This is a genomic window from Cobetia sp. 5-11-6-3 (assembly GCF_013374055.1).
Classification (GTDB): Bacteria; Pseudomonadota; Gammaproteobacteria; order Pseudomonadales; family Halomonadaceae; genus Cobetia; species Cobetia marina.
Map to the genome: position 1 here is coordinate 386,744 of NZ_BLWJ01000001.1, position 15,873 is coordinate 402,616.

General features: G+C 61.3%; 15 protein-coding genes. 5 read left to right on the plus strand and 10 right to left on the minus strand.

Annotated elements, in window-relative coordinates:
* Nucleotides 1–171 precede the first annotated feature (171 nt).
* The 3 genes from HXS66_RS01540 to HXS66_RS01550 form a co-directional block, all read right to left on the minus strand.
* Nucleotides 172–1,014 carry a S1 RNA-binding domain-containing protein gene (locus HXS66_RS01540; protein WP_077372464.1) on the minus strand — a complete coding sequence of 281 codons (843 nt, stop codon included), beginning with the start codon at nucleotides 1,012–1,014 and terminating at the stop codon, nucleotides 172–174.
* Between the two features lie 250 nt (nucleotides 1,015–1,264).
* Complete coding sequence (locus HXS66_RS01545; RefSeq protein ID WP_077372461.1) at nucleotides 1,265–1,753, minus strand: YajQ family cyclic di-GMP-binding protein; 489 nt, start codon at nucleotides 1,751–1,753, stop codon at nucleotides 1,265–1,267.
* Nucleotides 1,754–1,831: 78 nt separating this feature from the next.
* Complete coding sequence (locus HXS66_RS01550; protein ID WP_176502717.1) at nucleotides 1,832–2,458, minus strand: N-acetyltransferase; 627 nt, start codon at nucleotides 2,456–2,458, stop codon at nucleotides 1,832–1,834.
* A gap of 220 nt (nucleotides 2,459–2,678) precedes the next feature.
* Here HXS66_RS01550 and HXS66_RS01555 point away from each other — a divergent pair, with 220 nt between their 5' ends.
* Entirely contained in the window at nucleotides 2,679–4,232 is a 1,554-nt protein-coding gene (locus tag HXS66_RS01555) for a RimK family protein (protein ID WP_176502718.1), read from the plus strand.
* Between the two features lie 151 nt (nucleotides 4,233–4,383).
* Here the strand turns inward: HXS66_RS01555 and HXS66_RS01560 are convergent, their stop codons facing one another.
* The 5 genes from HXS66_RS01560 to HXS66_RS01580 all read right to left on the minus strand — a co-directional run bounded on the left by HXS66_RS01560 (nucleotide 4,384) and on the right by HXS66_RS01580 (nucleotide 8,881).
* Nucleotides 4,384–5,331: a DUF2797 domain-containing protein gene (locus tag HXS66_RS01560; protein WP_255303038.1), complete on the minus strand. Its 948-nt coding sequence runs from the start codon at nucleotides 5,329–5,331 to the stop codon at nucleotides 4,384–4,386.
* Nucleotides 5,319–5,597, minus strand: coding sequence for a YeaC family protein (locus HXS66_RS01565; protein ID WP_176493003.1), 279 nt, complete (start codon nucleotides 5,595–5,597; stop codon nucleotides 5,319–5,321). Before HXS66_RS01565 ends, HXS66_RS01560 begins: the two co-directional genes overlap by 13 nt.
* 108 nt (nucleotides 5,598–5,705) lie before the next feature.
* Nucleotides 5,706–6,596: a rhomboid family intramembrane serine protease gene (locus HXS66_RS01570; protein ID WP_176502719.1), complete on the minus strand. Its 891-nt coding sequence runs from the start codon at nucleotides 6,594–6,596 to the stop codon at nucleotides 5,706–5,708.
* A 316-nt stretch (nucleotides 6,597–6,912) separates the two neighbouring features.
* Nucleotides 6,913–7,980 (minus strand): metallophosphoesterase, encoded by a 1,068-nt coding sequence (locus HXS66_RS01575; protein ID WP_077372446.1) that lies wholly within the window; start codon nucleotides 7,978–7,980, stop codon nucleotides 6,913–6,915.
* Between the two features lie 16 nt (nucleotides 7,981–7,996).
* Complete coding sequence (locus HXS66_RS01580; protein WP_077372443.1) at nucleotides 7,997–8,881, minus strand: NAD(+) kinase; 885 nt, start codon at nucleotides 8,879–8,881, stop codon at nucleotides 7,997–7,999.
* A gap of 399 nt (nucleotides 8,882–9,280) precedes the next feature.
* Between HXS66_RS01580 and HXS66_RS01585 the strand changes: the two genes are divergently transcribed.
* A complete protein-coding gene (locus HXS66_RS01585) occupies nucleotides 9,281–9,859 on the plus strand; it encodes an RNA polymerase sigma factor (protein ID WP_077373190.1) in 579 nt (192 codons plus the stop codon).
* Nucleotides 9,856–10,659 carry an anti-sigma factor domain-containing protein gene (locus HXS66_RS01590; protein ID WP_176502720.1) on the plus strand — a complete coding sequence of 268 codons (804 nt, stop codon included), beginning with the start codon at nucleotides 9,856–9,858 and terminating at the stop codon, nucleotides 10,657–10,659. Before HXS66_RS01585 ends, HXS66_RS01590 begins: the two co-directional genes overlap by 4 nt.
* 243 nt (nucleotides 10,660–10,902) lie before the next feature.
* Here the strand turns inward: HXS66_RS01590 and HXS66_RS01595 are convergent, their stop codons facing one another.
* Entirely contained in the window at nucleotides 10,903–11,289 is a 387-nt protein-coding gene (locus HXS66_RS01595; protein WP_077372437.1) for a histone-like nucleoid-structuring protein, MvaT/MvaU family, read from the minus strand.
* 684 nt (nucleotides 11,290–11,973) lie between these two features.
* On the opposite strand from HXS66_RS01595, the gene bioA reads away from it, so the two are divergent.
* Entirely contained in the window at nucleotides 11,974–13,278 is a 1,305-nt protein-coding gene (bioA, locus tag HXS66_RS01600) for an adenosylmethionine--8-amino-7-oxononanoate transaminase (protein ID WP_084209777.1), read from the plus strand.
* 185 nt (nucleotides 13,279–13,463) lie between these two features.
* Here the strand turns inward: bioA and HXS66_RS01605 are convergent, their stop codons facing one another.
* Nucleotides 13,464–14,084, minus strand: a complete 621-nt coding sequence (locus tag HXS66_RS01605) for a YrbL family protein (RefSeq protein WP_077372434.1) — start codon at nucleotides 14,082–14,084, stop codon at nucleotides 13,464–13,466.
* Nucleotides 14,085–14,384: 300 nt separating this feature from the next.
* On the opposite strand from HXS66_RS01605, the gene HXS66_RS01610 reads away from it, so the two are divergent.
* Nucleotides 14,385–15,731, plus strand: coding sequence for a Na+/H+ antiporter family protein (locus HXS66_RS01610; RefSeq protein ID WP_077372432.1), 1,347 nt, complete (start codon nucleotides 14,385–14,387; stop codon nucleotides 15,729–15,731).
* Nucleotides 15,732–15,873 lie beyond the last annotated feature (142 nt).

Consider the following 15,873-nt stretch of genomic DNA (forward strand, 5'->3'; position numbering starts at 1 on the left):
GGCGACTCATGGTCCGCAGGGTCCTGACGCTCATTGGTGCCATGCGCTGCCCACAAACGCAACTGCCACCCGCCGGAGAACCGACGAGTGGCAGCGAAATTGCCGACGGGAAGCTTGTGATGCTGGCGCGGCAGAAGCCACTCGGGCGATGCGCGACGCATCACCGGCGCCTCACTTGACCAGGCGCGTCTCGGTGGGGGCCAGTGTCACCTTGCCCTCGCGCTTCAGGTGGCCGATGGCACGCTTGAAGTTGGCCTTGCTGGCGCCGAAGGCGTCGCTGATGGCCTGGGGGTCGCTCTTGTCACCCAGCGGCAGCACCCCGGCGTTGGCTTCCAGACGTGCAAGGATGCGGTCCGCCAGCTGTTGATGGCCTGCAGGGCCCGGGGCCTGCGGGGTCAGGTCGATGTTGCCGTTGCCATCATTCTTGAGCACCCACAGACGCAGACGATTGCCGATATGCAGGCGGGTGAAGATGCGATCATGGTGCACCAGCCCCCAATGGGCATTGTCGATGATGATCTTCATGCCCAATTCGGTCTTCGCCGCCACCAGGCCGGAGATTTCCTGACCGACGGTGTACTCGGCCGGAGTCTTGTCCAGCCAGCGATCCAGGCGCATCGACGCGACCATGCGATCGCTGTGCTTGTCGAGCCCCACGTGCACCATGGCGAACTGGCCCGCCTTGAGCTCACGCTTGCGCTCGCCGTAGGGCAGCAGCAGGTCCTTGCCCAGGCCATTGTCAAGGAAGGTGCCGATGTCGTTGACCTCGACCACCTTGAGGGCGGCGAACTCACCGACCATGGCGCGCGGATAGCGCGTGGTGGCCAGCAGGCGGTCTTCATCATCAAGACTCACGAAGACTTCCACCGCGTCACCGATATCGGCACCGGCAGGAATGAAGGGAGTCGGCAGCAGGATTTCACCGCGGTCACCGCCGTCGAGGAAGACGCCGAAGCCGACCCGCTTGGTGATGGTCAGGGTATTGCGCTGGCCGATAGCGAGCGGAGCAGACATGTAACCTCTCTTTGCGCAGCCCGACCCACCCGGGGCGAGCGTCACGCGAATATGACGAACGAAGATGGTGAAACGCTTTGAGAGCGCAGCGCCTGAAACGGGTACGTGACGCTTTCAAAGCGATTCAAACGAACACAGCACCGCTCGCCGAGAGCGAACGGTGCTGAGAGTGGCGCCCCTGACACTTGTCGACGACATTTGCCGCTGACAGCGGTCAGCCGTGACATGAGCGCCAGGCGCGCGAGGAAGATCAGTCGCGGAAGTTGTTGAACTGCAGCGGCAGCTCGATGCTCTCGTCACCTTTCAGCAAGGCCATGGCCCCCTGGAGATCATCACGCTTCTTGCCGGTGACGCGCACCTTCTCACCCTGGATCTGGGCCTGGACCTTGAGCTTGGCATCCTTGAGCGCCTTGACGATCTTCTTGGCGGTTGGCTGGTCCAGCCCCTGACGCAGCACCAGCTGCTGGCGGGCACGCACACCGCCGGTGTCGGCGTCCTTCTCTTCCAGGCAACGCACGTCGATGCCACGCGCGATCAGGCGACCCTTGAGCAGCTCGATCATCTGACGCAGCTGGAAATCGGCGTCGGCTTCCAGATTGACGGTCTCTTCCTTCTCGAGTTCGAAGCCGGCAGTCACGCCCTTGAAATCAAAGCGTGTCGCAAGTTCGCGATTGGCCTGATCGACGGCGTTCTGAACTTCGTGCTTGTCGAGTTCGGAGACAATATCGAATGACGGCATGGGAGCGATTCCTTTGAAGCCATGAAGAATAAACAGCGCATCCTAGCCCATGGGGGCGACGCGCGCCATGCCCGGCCGTCAGGCAGCGCCCGCATCTCCCCACGTCGAGATCCCCTCAGCCCTGATGTCGCTGCTGCTGGCGGGCGGGTTTGATGAGGGAATCACCAGTGACTTGCGCATCTTCCAGGCCGCCGCGCCGTCGGCGTAGTAATCGCGCAGGCGACCATTCCTGGCAAAGCCGTGGCGCTCATAGAGGGTGATCGCTGCACCGTTGCCGGTATGCACTTCCAGATCGAACTGCTCACAGCCCTGCTCGACGGCCAGCTGCTCGAGCGCGATGAGCAGACGCTGGGCGAGACCGCGTCCGCGCGCCTCGGGATGCAGACAGAAGGAATAGAGTCGTGCCCGGCGTGAATTGCGTCGGAACAGCACGGTGCCATAGCCCAGCACGCTGCGCAGCGGGGTGGCGTCATCCTGCGCCACGCTGCCCGCCGGCCACAGTGCGGCCATCGCATTGCCTGCCGCCGGCAGGGCATCCGAGCCATCGCCTTCTGGCTGGATGATGACGAGGGTGCGTGCATTGGCACGCAGAATCAGATGGGACAGCTGACGACGACTGAACCAGTCGCTATCGAAACTGACTTCCTCGAGCTCTACCAGAGCATCGAGATCGGCCCGGATCGCCGGACGCAGAATGGGGGTCATGATGCAGGCTCTCCCGCCTGTCAGCGCCCTGAGGCAGCCCTGAAATCAAGGTGTCGTGGGGCGGTAGCAATCCGCTGCATTCTGGGCATGCAGGCACGTCTTGTCTCGACCTATTTGCATGAAATTATTTCATCTTGTTGCCTATTGCGATGACGGAGATTGTTTTTCATGATGCGCTGCATTCGGCACCGCTTCGGTGCCCGCCCTTCGAGGCTACTCAATGTCCCGCCTGCGTATCGTGGTTGACCGTGTCAGTGACTGGCGCGCCTTCTATCCCAGTGATGATGTCATCAGCGCCCACGACTTTCTGTCCGAGCTCTCCCACGACAGCTCCGTGCCCACGGCCCGGGCAGACCAGGACGCTCCGCAGCCCGCGACCCACGTCATCAATCTCTGCGGCGGGCTCGATTACCTCGGGATCGGCTATTACGTCTCGCTGCTGGCACAGGCGCGCGGACAGAAAGCCCTGCCGTCGGTGGAAACGCTCAACCAGCTGTCGCGCAAGTCACTGATCGACATGGAACTGGGCAGCATCCGTGTGCTGCTTGAGGAGCTGACGCGCAAGAGCGCCCTGCCCGCCCCGCAGACAGTCCCCCACGAGACCGGCAAGCATGCGCATCTCGACCTGCTGCTGACCTTCGGTGAGAGCGATGACCCTGCACTGGCACGTCTCGGTCGCAAGCTGTTCGAGCGACTGCCCTGCCCGTTGCTCGAGGTACGACTCGAGGCGCGTGGCGAGCGCTGGACCCTCAGGCGAGTGCGCCCGCAATCCTTGAACCATCTGGCGGAAACGGACGAGGATCGCTTTGCCCAGGCGCTCAACCGCCATTCACGCAAGGTCTGGCGCACCCCGAAGGCTCGCCGCCACTACCGTTTCGACCTGGCGATGCTGGTGGACCCGAATGAGGCACTGCCACCGTCCAATCGTACGGCGCTCAAGCACTTCATCCGCGAGGGACGCCGCCTGGGCATCGATGTCAGTCTGATCACCAAGCGTGACGAGGGACGTCTGGCCGAATTCGATGGGCTGTTCATCCGCGAGACCACAAGCCTGGACCACCATACCTACCGCATGGCCAAGCGAGCCGAACACGAAGGGCTGGTGGTGATCGACGACAGTCAGTCGATTCTGCGCTGTACCAACAAGGTCTTCCTGCATGAGCTCCTGAAGGCTCGCGGCCTCAGCGCCCCACAGGGACGCCTGATTCATCGCGGCGAACTGCGCCAGCTGGCCGAACGCGGACAGCACATGCGCTATCCGCTGGTGATGAAGGTGCCGGATGGTGCCTTCTCGCGCGGTATCGTCAAGATTGACGGGCCGGAGACACTGGTGCGTGAAGCCGAGCGACTGTTCCATGACTCCGCTCTGCTGCTGCTGCAGGAATGGCTGCCGACCGAGTTCGACTGGCGTATCGGCGTGCTCGACGGCAAGGTGCTGTTCGCCAGCCGTTACTACATGGCGCGTGGCCATTGGCAGATCTATGACCACAGCGGCGCCCGCACCCGCTCCGGCGGCTTTGCCACCGTTGACCCGAGTGACGTGCCCCCCGCCGTGATCAAGGCGGCACTCAAGGCGACACGCCTGATCGGTGATGGACTCTATGGAGTTGACCTCAAGCAACTGGAGGATCGCGTGGTGGTCATCGAGGTCAATGACAACCCCAATCTGGATGCGGGGGTCGAGGATGTCGTGCTGGGACGCGAGCTCTACCACCGAGTGATGCAGGTCTTCCTGGAGCGCATGCAGGCGCGCCGCCAGCCCGTGCTCGGCTGAATCCCCCGGCTGAATCCGCTGGCTGAACCAGTCGGGCCGGCATCTTTCTTCGATATCCCCAGGCCATACGACAACGCCCGCACTCCTGGAAGGGAGCGCGGGCGTTGTCATCCTCATTAGCTTTGAGCTTATTCTTCAACACGGGACGACGTCATTCGCCGAGCTGGACCTCGACCTCATACCCCGTGAACTTGCGCAGATTGATCACCCCGCTGTCGAGGATCAGATACTGACCCTTGAGCCCTTCGAGAACGCCTTCCACCACGGGTGTCTTGTCGAAGTTGAACGAGGTGACCTTGGTCGGCGCGGTACGCACCGGAAACTCGAAGGCCAATGCCGTGGTATCCAGTACCCGGATGGCGTCTTCACCGCAATGCGCCTGCAGCGCCGCCAGACCCTCGGCCATCTGCTCGAGCAGTGCATCACGCTCGGCTTCCAGATCCAGCTCGGCCACATCGCCCTTGAGCATCGCGCGCCAGTTGGTGCGGTCATTGAGTGCCTGCTTGAACAGCACCTCGACCAGCCCTGACTGCAAACGATTGGAGACCTCGACGATGGGCAAGGCCTGGATGGCACCCTGATCGAACCAGCGCGTCGGCATCTGGGTCTTGCGGGTGATACCGACCTTGAGGCCGGAGGAGTTGGCCAGGTAGACGATGTGCGGCTGGAAGCAATGTTCCTCACCCCACTGAGGATCACGACAGGTTCCTTCGGCGAAGTGACAGGTCTCCGGCTTCATGATGCAGCCATCGCACTGTGGCAGCTTGCGAAAGCAGGGATAGCAATGCCCCTGTGCGAAGCTCTTCTTGGTCTTGCGTCCGCAATGGCTGCAGTGGATCTGACCGGTGAAGTCCAGGCGTACCTTGTGGCCAATATAGGCGTTCAGCGGCTGGGTGATCTCGCCCAGTCGCAGGCCATAGCTGGCCGCCAGCGGCTCACGCGAGCCTGACTGCGCATCTGCCGAGGTATCGATCGCAAGCGCCTCACCGGCAGGCACGATGGACATCTTGCGGATGTCCCCTCTCAGGGTCACCGACTCCACGGCTGGCTGAGGTGCGCCATCGACGTCCAGTGCATCATCCAGTGTCAGTTGACCCACTTGATCTGCTCCGGCTCATCGCGTGAAGCAGTGTCGTCACCGTCACGTGGACCGCAGGTACCGTTGTCGATGAAGCCGACACGTGACTCGGCAGGCACGTTGTTGTGGACCTCGTACTTGATGACGGCCTCCATGCACAGCTCGACCTGCTCCGAGGTCAGCACCCGGCCGTCCGGCCATTTGCGCAGCTGCATGGACTGCTTGAGGCTCTCGTAGATGGCCGGGGTCATCTGTTCGACCATCCCGTCGAAAGTCATGTCACTCATGGGGGTTCTCCTGATGCTGGAGCACGGCGCGGGGGCAGCGCCACGCGGGCAACGTGACGCCACGCCGTGCAAAATGCGCCCATTCTATCATTGTCATCCGCCTGGCTGTCATGACGTGGCGCCCGGCGCGCGGCGCGGCAGCACGAATCCCAGCACCAGCCCTGCCAGCAGCCCACCGAGATGCGCCTCATTGGCGATGGCCCCAAGGCCGATGGCACTCGATAACGGTGTCATGCACAGCACCAGATAGATCAACATGAAGATCATCAGCGAGCGCTGCATCTGATAGCCCAGCATCGGCCGTCGACGAGCCGCGATGAAGACATAGCCGATCACGGCGAAATCGATTCCCGAGAGCCCACCGAACAGCACACTGCCGGTGGCGTACTGCGCCAGGTTGGCAGCCACCCCGCTCACCAACACCACCAGCGCGAAGCGCCAGGCGCCATCGATGGCCTCGATCTGGCGCCCGAACACCCATAGCCACAGCAGATTGAAGACCAGATGCAGAATGCCGAAATGCATCAAGGAAGGTGACCACAGCCGCCACCACTCCCCCGCCAGTGTCGTGGACAACGGCGCCGGTGCAATGTGCTGACTGCCCACCAGCTCAAAGGGCACGATGGCCAGCCATTCGAACACCGCCGCCTGACCCAGCACGTACTGACACAGTACCGTGAGGCAACAGGCGAGCCCGACCAGCCATGTCAGCGGGGTCTGTCTGACGAGCTGCCAGAGACCGCCCGATGAACCGCTTGAGAAACCCGACGCCTCCGCAGCCTCATCGCGCAGCGGCTCTCCGCGTGAGTGGCGCTCCAGCATCGCGATCACGCGGGGGAGCTGCTCGGGGTCCGCCAGCCACAGCATCTGACGCACCGCTTCCCCGTCAGGGGTCGAGACGCGCTCGGAGGTGATCTGGTGGCCGATCTTCTCCGCCCACAGCGCCTGACGCAGTGCGAGCGTATCGAAGGAGTCGTCTAGAGTCAGAACCTGGAACATGCAGTGTCCTTGCAGTGACAAGTCAGCGTGATGGCATCTCTCGACAGTAGCCCGACGTCGAGAGCGCCGATGGGCGGTCGGTGGCAGATCCAGCTGATGCCACTCTGGATAGGGACTTGTCTGGAGAGCCGCGATGGCGGCGATGACAAACTGACAGGCATAAAAAAAGTCCGGTGGGGGGCACCGGACTGAGCAAGGGATCATTCAAGGGAACACTTACTCTGAGTCCGGGATGGCGCTTTGGTTCACTGGCTGCTTATTGAAAAAAACAATGGCAATGAGAAAGGACCGGTAGATATGACTATGGCCCAGCACGCTATCCCCTCATCTCACCGCGCCCCGACAACTCCTCGGCCGGCAACTCTTCCGGCAGTGGACGACTCGAGGGTTCGCGCGGCACCGGCACCCAGACGAAATTGGCTGCATCCAGCGTCGCTTCGCCACTGAAGCGATAGGCGACCAGGCGACCGCACTTGACGGCGCTGTAATCGAGACAGGCGATATTGGTCGCCGGGAGCGCAGGCACGCCTTCACACCAGTAATGCCCCAGGAACAATGGCAATTGCTCTGGTCCGTAATACGGCAATTTCTCGAGCTCGCCCTCGCTCAACCAGCGCGACTCCAGCTCTCCCGGCAGATTGTCGGGCTGGAACACCACATCGCCATAGGTGCGAGGCTCCCGCGCCCAGAAATGCGCCCGGAAACTGCGGCGCGTGAAGCCATCTCCCGAGTGAATCTCGACGCCCTCCGGCAAGCGCAGACTGGTCCCCCGAGTCAGGCGATCCAGCACCCGATAGGCAAAGCTCGAGGGGTCGACGGAGTCCTGCAGGAAGGCTTCATCGATGCAGCCATCCGGAAAGCGCGCCAGAAACGGACGCACCAGCGCTTCATCCCAACAGGCGTGGACCACGCGCAGACCACTCTTGCCCTCTCCCAGCGACGGCAGTTCAAGACACAGTGGCATGCGCATAAACCAGCTCAATGCGTCATCCCACTCATCGGGATGATGCTGATACTGATCGAGCGTCTCGCGAATGATGCGATTGTGCCGCGAGGTATGCGGGCGCAGAAAATCACGGTGATCGCCACTCTCCCGCAGGCGTGCACGCCGACAATAGGCCAGCGCGTTGTATTCATGGTTGCCCATCACGATCAACGCCTCACCGGCTTCCACCATCCGGCTGGCCAACTGGACGGCCAGTCGGATACGAGGCCCACGATCGATGATGTCACCAAGAAAGATCACCTTGCGCGTGGCATGACGATACACGCCATCCTTCAGGTGATAGCCGAGCTTCTCCAGCAGCGCCGCCAGCGTGGCGCCACAGCCGTGCACATCACCGATCAGATCATAGCCATCCCGTGGCGCCACGAATGCGTTCATGCTGCTTGCCTTGATGTCATTCGCCGAGGCGGTTGCTCCAGCCGAGCTTGGTGCGACAGATCTCGAAATAGTTGTGCTCCAGCGGATGGATCAGCGTCAGACGTTCGCGCTTGCGACGAATCTTGAGCACATCGCCGGGCTTGGCCACGACCTGAGTCTGGCCATCGCAGCTGATGTGGGGATAGGTCGTGTTGCTGGCGCTGATGTGCAGGAGTATCTCGCTGGCCGCGTCGATCACGATCGGACGACTGGACAGCGTATGCGGGAACATCGGCACCAGCGTGATGGCCTCCAGGCGCGGGTGGACGATCGGCCCGCCGCCGGAGAGCGCATAGGCAGTCGAGCCGGTCGGAGTGGCCACGATCAAGCCATCGGAGCGCTGGGAATAGACGAACTGGCCATCGATGAACAGCTCGAACTCGATCATCCGCGCCGCCTTGCCAGGGTGTAGCACGACATCGTTGAGGCCGTCCGCCGCGCCTATCTTCTCGCCGTCCCGAAAGACTTCCGCCTCCAGCAGGAACCGCTGCTCACTGAGGTAGTCACCCTCGAGCACCTCGGCGACCTTTTCCTCCAGCTCATCTGGACGGATGTCGGTGAGAAAGCCCAGACGGCCGCGATTGACGCCCAGTACCGGCGTGCCACTGCGACACAATGCACGCGCCGCGCCCAGCAGGCTTCCATCACCGCCCACCACGATCACCAGATCACAGCGCTCGCCCATCTGACGACGGCTCGCCACCTCAAGGCCATGGTCAAGCAACAGCGTCGCCGTGCGCTCCTCGATGATCATCGCCAGCTGGCGAGCCTCAAGAAAGCGAATCAAGCGCTTGAGCGTGTCCACTACCTGAGCACTGCCCAGTCGACCAATCACGCCGATCGTATTGAATTGCTGCTTCATCACGCCTCCCGGGCTGTCATGCAGAACATTATGCGGACTCCCTTGACCAGCGGCAATGCACCTGCATTTTCCGTTGCTGCATCAAGCCACTACCCACCCTTGGCGATATCAGCACATCCAATTGCCTGAATGGCGCGTTAGTTCAGGCATATCGCAAGACATTGTCCCGGTCCACGCCCGCGTGTGACAGACAGCGACTCAACGGGACCGGACCAGCACGCCATGCTCTGCATGTCTCGCCATCAAATCACCTTCATGCCTCCTCGACGTGCACCATCAATGTCACAGCCGAGAGGTTCACACGACTCTGGAGCTCTCTCCATGTCACTTGCCAACCTCTCATGGGGCGACTACCGTCAGCTGAACGATGGATTCCCAGCCAATGGAGTCGGGCCCCCGATGCCAGCACACACGACACCCGTCAGTTCGCAAGACCCGGACGACTTTGACCACGCCAGTGCCATAGAGGCCTGTGCGCTCGGTGATGAAACCGCCTTTCGTCGCCTCTATGACCTTGAGTCCGGCCGCATGCTGGCACTTGCCATGCGCCTGCTCGGCAGCCGGGATCAGGCCGAGGACGCCGTCCACGATGCCTTCATCAAGCTGTGGTCCAATGCCGGCCAATATCGCCGTGAACTCGGCAATGGCCGCGCCTGGCTGTTCACCATCCTGCGCTATCGTGCATTGGATCAGCTGCGGGCCCAGGGACGGACGCCCCGCGGTGACAGCGAGGCGCTCGACAGCCTCGCCGACTTGCTCGCCAACCCGGAAGCGGCAGCACACGACAGTCAGACAGCCCATCAGCTGAGCGATTGTCTGGGTGAGCTGGAAGCCCCACGACGCGAACCCATTCTGCTGGCATTCTTCAAGGGCCTGACCCACGAGCAGATCGCCGAAAAACTCAGCGCCCCGCTCGGCACCATCAAGGGTCGCATCCGTGCCGGACTCAAGCGACTGCAGGAGTGCCTGTCACGATGAACCATTCCCCGATCCCCGAATCTCCACAAGAGCAGAATCTGTTGCTGGGTGAACACACCCTGGGCCTGCTGGACCCCGAACGTGAAGCCGAGGTGCGCGCCTGGATAGAACGTGACGATGAGGCCGCCCGCATGGCACTTCGCTGGCAGCAGCACTGGCTGAGCGTCAGTGATCGCCTGCCGCCGGAACCGGCCTCCGATTCGCTGTGGAAACGCATCGATGCCAGCCTGACGCGCCTCAAGCAGACTCCGACGCCAGCCAATGACACGGGTGGCGCTCCTGCTCCGCAAGCCCCCTGGCTGTGGCGCTGGCTGGGAGGCGGGCTGGGTCTGGGGCTGGGCGCCGGACTCGCCCTTGCTCTGGCGATGCAGGTGGGACCCTTCGCGCCTCAATCACCACAAGAGGGCACCCCGCCAGTGGCGACCGAAGTGCCCGAGTCATCCGCGCAGCGCATGGTCGCGGTGCTGCAGACTCTCGAGGACCCTGCCACGCCGACCTGGGTCGCCAGTGTCACGGCCGATGGCGGACTTCAGCTGACACCCAAGGTCAGTATCGAGCGTCCGACGGATCGCGCCATCGAACTCTGGACCCTGACCGATCCAGCGGAGGGCCCGCGTTCGCTGGGTCTGGTGGACCCGGTGGCAGGTATCGAGTTGAGCGCCGAACAGATCGGCCGCATGAGTCCGGGCCAGTTGCTCGAGATGACACTGGAGCCCAGCGGTGGTTCGCCGACCGGCAAACCGACCGGCAAGGTGCTGGCCATCGGCCGCCTGGTCAACCTGGGACAGATCGACAGCTGACGGGAGCGCTCTCTGCCCAGGCTCGCCCGCCCTGCCACGCCATGCCTTCTCATCAGAGGCTCGCCGTGCAGGGCGGGAGGCGCCATGCTCTCGGAGGCCCCCCAGGCCATGGGGAGCATGGTCAGCGCAAAGGCAACATCAGCGCCAGACACGAACGCCAGACACGAAGAAGCCCCGCCATGGCGGGGCTTCTTCGTGTCTGGTCAACCGTCTCTTCAGCAGATGCTCAAGGAAAGTGTCAACTCAGCTCTCGGTACGCTCGAGCCAGGATTCGACGGTTTCGGCACCGTGCTCTTCCTTCCACTCTTTCAGCTGCTTGTGATTGCCACCACGGGTCTCGATCACTTCACCGGTATTCGGGTTCTTGTAGACCTTCAGCTTGCGCTTGCGACGAACGCCGCCAGCCTTGGTTTCCGCGCTCGCGGCAGCTGCCGGCGTCTGGCTGGCTTTCGGATCCAGCAGGCCAATCACGTCGCGAGTGGACTTGCCGTATTCACTCATCAGGGAATCAAGCTTGTCCTTGAATTCCAGCTCATTCTTCAGGCGATCATCGTTGCGCAGGCTTTCCAGTTGCTCTTGAAGTTTCTTGAGCTCTTGTTCTTTCTGCATGAAATCGGTCAACAGGGACATGGGGTTCTCCAAGGGTATCGGGACAGTCAGGAATTCACTTCCGGAAACAGGTGCTGCGAAAGAATTCGCCGATCAACAAATAACAGCTGCTTCCTGGATTTGGCTCACGCAGGGACTTGGGACAGTAAGACCCTACAGAAGCTGAAGGGATTATAGACCAAGCATGTCCACGCCGTGAAGCACTAATCAACTAACGACAAGTTAATCAAGCGCTCTCTGGAATGCAATAGCTGGCACTCGAAAAGATATGTGAATTCAAAATAGTCTCTGCCTGCAAATATCGTTAATTAGAATCGACATGAGCCTAGAGTCCCTATATGGCGGGCGTCAGCGGCCGTCAGGCGGTATTGTAGAATCACATCGACATCACAGGCAGGTAAATTCTCTCGCTGGCAAGCCGCAGCTTTCATGAAGTATTCATATTGTGACTTTTTCAGTAGCTCTTTCATCACACATCATCACTCCGAGTCCCTCTTGTTCTTGAGCGTATCCTCAAAAGCATGCAGACACTGAGGAAAGTAAACCTTCGCTTCAGCTCCACCAATCCCCCAGCACTATTTTCGCCGGCAATATTAGAGACATCACCCCCTCCAGAAAGTGACACTTCACAAATCATGTCAACCTGATAAAGTGGTCAAGGTTAACAAAGAGATTCAATTGCCGTCAGCGTCGATGGAGAACATCATGTCCTACCCCCAGACCGCCTCACATGCCGATCAGCCACAAGCGCTTTGGCATCCGTATACGCAGATGCACGCGATGCCTGCCCCGCTTGAGGTCGTGGGCGGAGTCGGGCCGCGCATGACACTGAGTGACGGCGAGACCCTGCTGGACGCAACCTGCTCCTGGTGGTGCATGATCCATGGCTATGGCCATCCTCGACTCGTCTCCGCGATTCAGCAGCAAGCGGCTCAATTGTGTCATGTGATGCTCGGGGGTATTCGGCACCAACCGGCAGTGGCGCTGGCCGAGGCACTGGTGCGCATCACCCCGGAGGGGCTGAACCACGTGTTCTTCTCGGACAGTGGCTCCGTCGGCATGGAAGTCGCCATGAAGATGGCAGTGCAATACCAGCAACAGCGTCAGGATCGTGATGACACTCGCGGGCGGACGCGAATGCTGTCGTTGATGAAGGCCTACCACGGGGACACGGCAGGCTGCATGGCGGTCTGCGACCCGGAAGAGGGCATGCACTCACTGTTTGCCGACTTCCTGCCCAGACATCATTTCGCGCCGGCACCGACGGCGGGATTCACGGCGCCATATGAAGAGGTCCTCGGTGACATCGCAGCGCTGCGCAGAGAGCTCGAGACGCATGATGACATCGCCGCCCTGCTGATGGAGCCGCTGCTCCAGGCTGCCGGCGGTCTCAACATGTACTCGCCTCACTACCTGAAAGCGGCACGTGATTTATGTGACGAGTTCGGTGTGGTGTTGATCTTCGATGAGGTCGCGACAGGATTCGGACGTACTGGAAAACTGTTTGCCTGTGAGCATGCAGATGTGACGCCCGATATCATGGTGCTGTCAAAAGGACTGACGGGAGGGTATCTGGGACATGCTGCCACCCTCGCCCAGAGCCATATCTTTCATGCCTTCGATGGCAAGGATGCCAATACTGCCTTCATGCATGGCCCGACGTTCATGGGCAACCCATTGGCTTGCCGAGTGGCACTGGAAAGCCTCAAGGTTTTCGAGGAAGACGATTATCTCGGCAAGATCGCCAGCCTCAATCAGGTACTACGAGAGGAACTCGCGGATTTCTCACATCCCGCCATTGGCGACATACGCGTATTGGGAGCCACTGCCGTGATAGAAGTTCACGATGCAGCAAGTCTTGAAGGGGCTCAGGCTCACGCTCGTCAGCAAGGGGTCTGGTTGCGACCGTTCGGCCGCTGGCTCTATACCATGCCGGCATATATCACCTCACACGACGACTTGCGCAAGATCACGCATGCCATGAAGAGCCACTTTACCGACAATCTCTGAGGCAAGACGTCAGGACAGGGATCTGCTCGGCTGCCTGTCGGCTGACGGGGAGTGACTGAGAGTGACGATCGCCCTCATCACTCCCCTCTTCTTCCTTCACTCTTCTCTCAACTCCTATCTTCTCTCTTCTCTCAACGCCGAGATTCGAGGCCCATCTCCCGGCAGGGGAATGCGGTCGGAAGCGCTCAATCTCCCCATAGACGCCGCTCGAGGCGCGCATGTGCATCTGCCGTCAGCATCCCGCCCTTCATCAGTTTCTTGAGAAAATGACGATAGCGGCGGGCGATCTTGCGGCGCGCCAACCAGGCGATACCGGTGGCGAGGGGGATGAAGTCCGGATTGGAGATGCCATCGATCAACCACAGGCGCGGGGATTGATGCTCGCGAAACTGGACCACGATGTTGCGATCATTGAGGTCGGACGGTATCAGCCAACGCTTGTCGAGATAGCGATAGAGGTTGGCCAGCTCATCCATCAATGCCTCCTCCCCCACCCGCTCGGGAGTTTCATGACAGACCTCTCGCAGACGGCGCGAGGTCGTGCCGTCATCGTCGAGTATCAGGTCGAAGACCAGCCCGAGGCCCTCTCGGGTCGCCACGCTGCCATGATAGGCAGGCACGTAGGACCAGTCGTGCACACCTCGCCTCACGAGCCCTTCGAAGTAGCGCTGCTCGCGCTGATTCTGGCGGCTTCCTTTGTCGGGATAGCGCGGTACCTTGATGCAGCGCCGAGGATCACGGGGGTCCTGATAGACACGGCGATCATTGCCCATGCCGATGACACGGGCATTTTCAAGCTCCAGCATGCGCTCTCCTGTTGAATAACGCCTGCGACTGCAGCCGCCGGGCAGCGTGGCATTCTACAAAAAGCCCTTCCCTTGCGCCAACCGTGCCGCCGGCGGCCGCGTTCCATGAGGTCATTCATCGGCCATTCAGCTTGGGACCTCGCTCTGGTATGATAACGCGCCGTTTTCTGGCAGTTTCAGGACGAAACCGCCTGACGTAAGCGATCAGCACGACTTGCGAGGTATTGCCCGGGATCGGGTGGCCGCGCACACCTGCAACCCCCCGCTCCATTGGCACATCTCCCTTAATGAGGTACTCGCATGAATGCGGTAATACTGGCCGTTCTGGTCATGGTCGGCCTGTCACTGGCCCGAGTCTCGGTCGTCTTCGCTCTGGTGGCCGGCGCCTTGGTCGGCGGCCTGTTCAGTGGCCTGTCTCTGACTGACACTCTCGGCGCCTTCAACGACGGCGTCGGCGGTGGTGCCAAGGTCGCCCTGGCCTATGCCACGCTCGGTGCCTTTGCCGTGGCCCTGTCTCGCTCCGGCCTGCCGGATCTTCTTGCCGCACGCCTGATCGGCATGCTCAATGGGGAGAGCACCCCTCGCCGTCAGACCGCCATCAAGTACGGCTTGCTGGGCAGCGTGACATTGGTGGCGATCTCGTCCCAGAACCTGATCCCTGTCCACATCGCCTTCATTCCGATCCTGATTCCGCCACTGCTGGTGGCCATGAACCGCCTGCGCCTGGATCGCCGCGCTGTCGCCTGTGCCCTGACCTTTGGCCTGACGGCTCCCTACATGCTGCTGCCGGTGGGCTTCGGTTCCATCTTCCTCAATGACATCCTGCTGGCCAACATCAATGAAGCGGGCCAGGCAATGGGGCTGGAAGTCACCCGCGGCATGGTGCCGATGGCGATGGCCATTCCGGTAGGCGGCATGTTCCTGGGACTGCTGACTGCGGTCTTCGTCTCCTATCGCAAGCCGCGTGACTACGCCAATCGCGAGATCAAGTCGACCAATGTCCCGCACCATACTCCAGTGCACGCACCATCCCGCAGCGGCCTGATCATGGCTGGGGTCGCCATCATCGCCGCCCTGGGCATCCAGCTCTATTCCGGCTCGATGATCCTGGGCGGCCTGGTCGGCTTCGCCATTCTTTCCCTGGGTGGCCTGTTCAAGTGGAACGAAGCCGACGACCTGTTCACCTCCGGCATGCGCATGATGGCACTGATCGGCTTCATCATGATCTCGGCAGCCGGCTTCGCCTCCGTCATGAAAGCTACGGGTGATATCCAGACCCTGGTGGATGCCTCCTTCCACATCATCGGAGACAACAAGCCGTTGGCCGCGCTCGTCATGCTGATGGTCGGACTCTTCATCACGCTGGGCATCGGCTCCAGCTTTTCCACCATCCCGATCATCGCGGCGATCTATGTCCCGCTGGCCCTGCAGTTCGGCTTTTCCCCCCTGGCGACCGTCGCCCTGATCGGCACCGCGGCCGCACTGGGCGATGCTGGCTCCCCCGCCTCTGACTCCACACTCGGCCCGACGGCAGGCCTGAATGTCGATCAACAGCATGATCATATCTGGGACAGCGTGGTGCCGACCTTCATCCACTACAACATCCCGCTGATCGTCTTCGGCTGGGTGGCGGCGATGACGCTGTAATCCGCCGGCCAGGGTAGCCTGGCAACGGCAACAGGAAATACGACAACGCCCGGCAGGCATCACGTCTGCCGGGCGTTGTCGTCTCTGGGCGAAGAATGAGGCGACACGCCGCCTGATACTGGACAGCCATCCAGTCTTTTAG

Coding starts and splice junctions, on each gene's coding strand:
- HXS66_RS01580 (WP_077372443.1), bottom strand. CDS start 8,881: ATGAAGCAGCAATTCAATACGATCGGCGTGATTGGTCGACTGGGCAGT.
- HXS66_RS01605 (WP_077372434.1), bottom strand. CDS start 14,084: ATGCTGGAGCTTGAAAATGCCCGTGTCATCGGCATGGGCAATGATCGC.
- HXS66_RS01540 (WP_077372464.1), bottom strand. CDS start 1,014: ATGTCTGCTCCGCTCGCTATCGGCCAGCGCAATACCCTGACCATCACC.
- HXS66_RS01570 (WP_176502719.1), bottom strand. CDS start 6,596: ATGTTCCAGGTTCTGACTCTAGACGACTCCTTCGATACGCTCGCACTG.
- HXS66_RS01545 (WP_077372461.1), bottom strand. CDS start 1,753: ATGCCGTCATTCGATATTGTCTCCGAACTCGACAAGCACGAAGTTCAG.
- HXS66_RS01595 (WP_077372437.1), bottom strand. CDS start 11,289: ATGTCCCTGTTGACCGATTTCATGCAGAAAGAACAAGAGCTCAAGAAA.
- HXS66_RS01575 (WP_077372446.1), bottom strand. CDS start 7,980: ATGAACGCATTCGTGGCGCCACGGGATGGCTATGATCTGATCGGTGAT.
- HXS66_RS01590 (WP_176502720.1), top strand. CDS start 9,856: ATGAACCATTCCCCGATCCCCGAATCTCCACAAGAGCAGAATCTGTTG.
- HXS66_RS01550 (WP_176502717.1), bottom strand. CDS start 2,458: ATGACCCCCATTCTGCGTCCGGCGATCCGGGCCGATCTCGATGCTCTG.
- HXS66_RS01585 (WP_077373190.1), top strand. CDS start 9,281: ATGCCAGCACACACGACACCCGTCAGTTCGCAAGACCCGGACGACTTT.
- HXS66_RS01565 (WP_176493003.1), bottom strand. CDS start 5,597: ATGAGTGACATGACTTTCGACGGGATGGTCGAACAGATGACCCCGGCC.
- bioA (WP_084209777.1), top strand. CDS start 11,974: ATGTCCTACCCCCAGACCGCCTCACATGCCGATCAGCCACAAGCGCTT.
- HXS66_RS01555 (WP_176502718.1), top strand. CDS start 2,679: ATGTCCCGCCTGCGTATCGTGGTTGACCGTGTCAGTGACTGGCGCGCC.
- HXS66_RS01610 (WP_077372432.1), top strand. CDS start 14,385: ATGAATGCGGTAATACTGGCCGTTCTGGTCATGGTCGGCCTGTCACTG.